This is a genomic window from Ideonella azotifigens, from assembly GCF_006519715.1.
In the GTDB taxonomy this organism is placed as follows: Bacteria; Pseudomonadota; Gammaproteobacteria; order Burkholderiales; family Burkholderiaceae_C; genus Ideonella; species Ideonella azotifigens.
Genome location: NZ_VIDT01000845.1, coordinates 1 through 2,056, shown reverse-complemented (window position 1 = coordinate 2,056; position 2,056 = coordinate 1). Strand labels below are relative to the sequence as shown.

The 2,056-nt window shown below is 64.7% G+C and carries 2 protein-coding genes; one reads left to right on the top strand and one right to left on the bottom strand.

Annotation, left to right across the window (positions count from 1 at the left end; translation table 11 throughout):
* Positions 1–18 precede the first annotated feature (18 nt).
* Entirely contained in the window at positions 19–999 is a 981-nt protein-coding gene (locus tag FKP22_RS28380) for a LysR family transcriptional regulator (RefSeq protein WP_211361633.1), read from the bottom strand.
* Positions 1,000–1,186: 187 nt separating this feature from the next.
* Here FKP22_RS28380 and FKP22_RS28375 point away from each other — a divergent pair, with 187 nt between their 5' ends.
* A complete protein-coding gene (locus FKP22_RS28375) occupies positions 1,187–1,978 on the top strand; it encodes an SDR family NAD(P)-dependent oxidoreductase (RefSeq protein WP_141291440.1) in 792 nt (263 codons plus the stop codon).
* Positions 1,979–2,056: the final 78 nt, after the last annotated feature.

Here is a 2,056-nt window from a genome sequence, read left to right as displayed (position 1 = left end):
GCCCCCCATCCGGGCCTGCTATTCGGCTTCGTCTTCGGTCTCGCGCACGCGCGCCGTCCGCTCGGCCTTGGCGGCGCGTTCGTCCATGGGCAGCGAGCGCATCGCGTCCAGCCGGCGCGCCAGCTGTTCGCCAAAGCGCGCAGCCGGCAGCGGCAAGGTGCGGCCCTTGAGCTGGCCCAGCACCAGCGGGCCATAGGCGCCGTCGACCTCGTCGATGGCACGCACCGCGAGCTCAGGGTCCTTGCGCCAGTGGCCGGCTCCCACATCGACCTGGAAGCTGATGATCTCGCTGCCCTTGACCACGTCAGCCAGCAGGTCGAAGGAGTTCGACTCGATCACGGGGTTGGGCTGCATCGAGCCGCGCGCCAGCACCTGGTCGATCAGCTCACGACCGGAGTAGCTGGGGTCGGGCAGCGCCAGGTCATACATCAGGCAGTCGCGCACCCGCAGCTTGGGCTTGCTGGCCAAGGGGTGGTCCCTGGCCATCACTGCCACCATGCCCTGCCCGATGGACATCAGCGGCTGAAGTTCGGCGGCATGCGAGGGCCGGAAGACCAGGATCAGGTCGGCCTCGTAGGCCAGCATCAGGCGCATGGCATTGGCATGGTCGCAGACATTCACCGTCATCTTCACCAGAGGATGCTCGGCGCGGAAGGCCTTCATCTCGGTCAACAGCAGGTCGCGTGCCACCGCCTGGCTGCAGGCGATGCGGATCTCGCCGCGGCGCAGGCCTGCAAGCGCCTCGATCTGCGAATAGACGCGGCGCAGGTCGGCATTCTGGTTCTTGATCCAGGCGATGAAGATCTCGCCCGCAGCCGTCAGCAACACACCGGAGGAAGTGCGCTCGAACAGCGCCGCCCCCAGGTCGGACTCGACATCCTGGATTCGACGCAAAAGGGCCGAAGGGGTCAGGTGCAGCTTCTCGGCAGCTTGCCTCACCGACCCGGTGCGGGCCACCTCTTCCAGATAGCGCCATACGCGCATGTTTCTAAGAGCCATCACTACTCCTCAGGCACGAAAGTCAACACACCCACGCGAATTTGGCACCTCACAAGTGCATGGCGATCCACTAACGTGAGCTCGCACATTCATCACTCAAGACATCGCGCAATACCGCCGCGTGCTGAGCAAGTGAAGTGCCTGCCACAGGTAAAGCTGTGCTGCATCAAAACAAATGGGGATTTGCATGGACTTGGGCTTGCAAGGAAGAGTCGTCATCGTCACCGGGCCTGCCAAAGGCCTGGGGCCTGCGATCACCTTGGCGTTTGCCAGGGAAGGCTGCCGATTGGTGTTGGCCAGCCGTGACTTGGAGGCCATCGAGGCGATCGCGATGAAGACAGAAGGGCTGGGCGGCCAGGCCTTGCCGGTGCGCTGCGATGTCACCAACCCGCAGGAGACTGATCGAATGGCCGAGCTGGCCGTGCAGCATTTCGGCCAGATCGATGCGCTGATCAATGTGGCCAGCGACACCGGGCCGATTGGCGACGCCACCTGGAACACTTCGCCCAAGGAATTCGAGCACACCATGCAGGTCAACCTGCTGGGCTGCTTCAACACCATGCGGGCAGTGCTGCCCCGCATGATCGCGCGCCGCTACGGCAAGATCATCAACGTCGGCGGCACCTACGGCATGCGCGGCAGGGCCGGCCGCATGGCCTACTCGGCCTCGAAATGGGGGCTGCGCGGCGTGACCAAATCTGCCGCGCTCGAAGCTGGTCCACACAACATCAATGTCAACTTCGTCGCGCCCGGCATGGTCGATGACGAGCGCTTCCGCAACAAATGGATCCCGGAGGCGATGACCCAGTTCGGCATCAACGCCGACCAGGCCGAGGAGCGCCACGCGCAGGAATACGCGCTGCGCCGCATCAGCTCCGACATGGACGTGGCCAATGCCTGCCTGTTCCTTGCATCCGATGTCTCGCGCCAGATCACCGGCGTGGACCTGCCAGTGGACGGAGGCTGGGCTGCGCTGTGAACCCGATGCGTGAGCCGACCCACATCGACGTTGCGCAGGTCTACGCACGCCCAGGGGCGCAGCCGCCGCTGGGGCCTT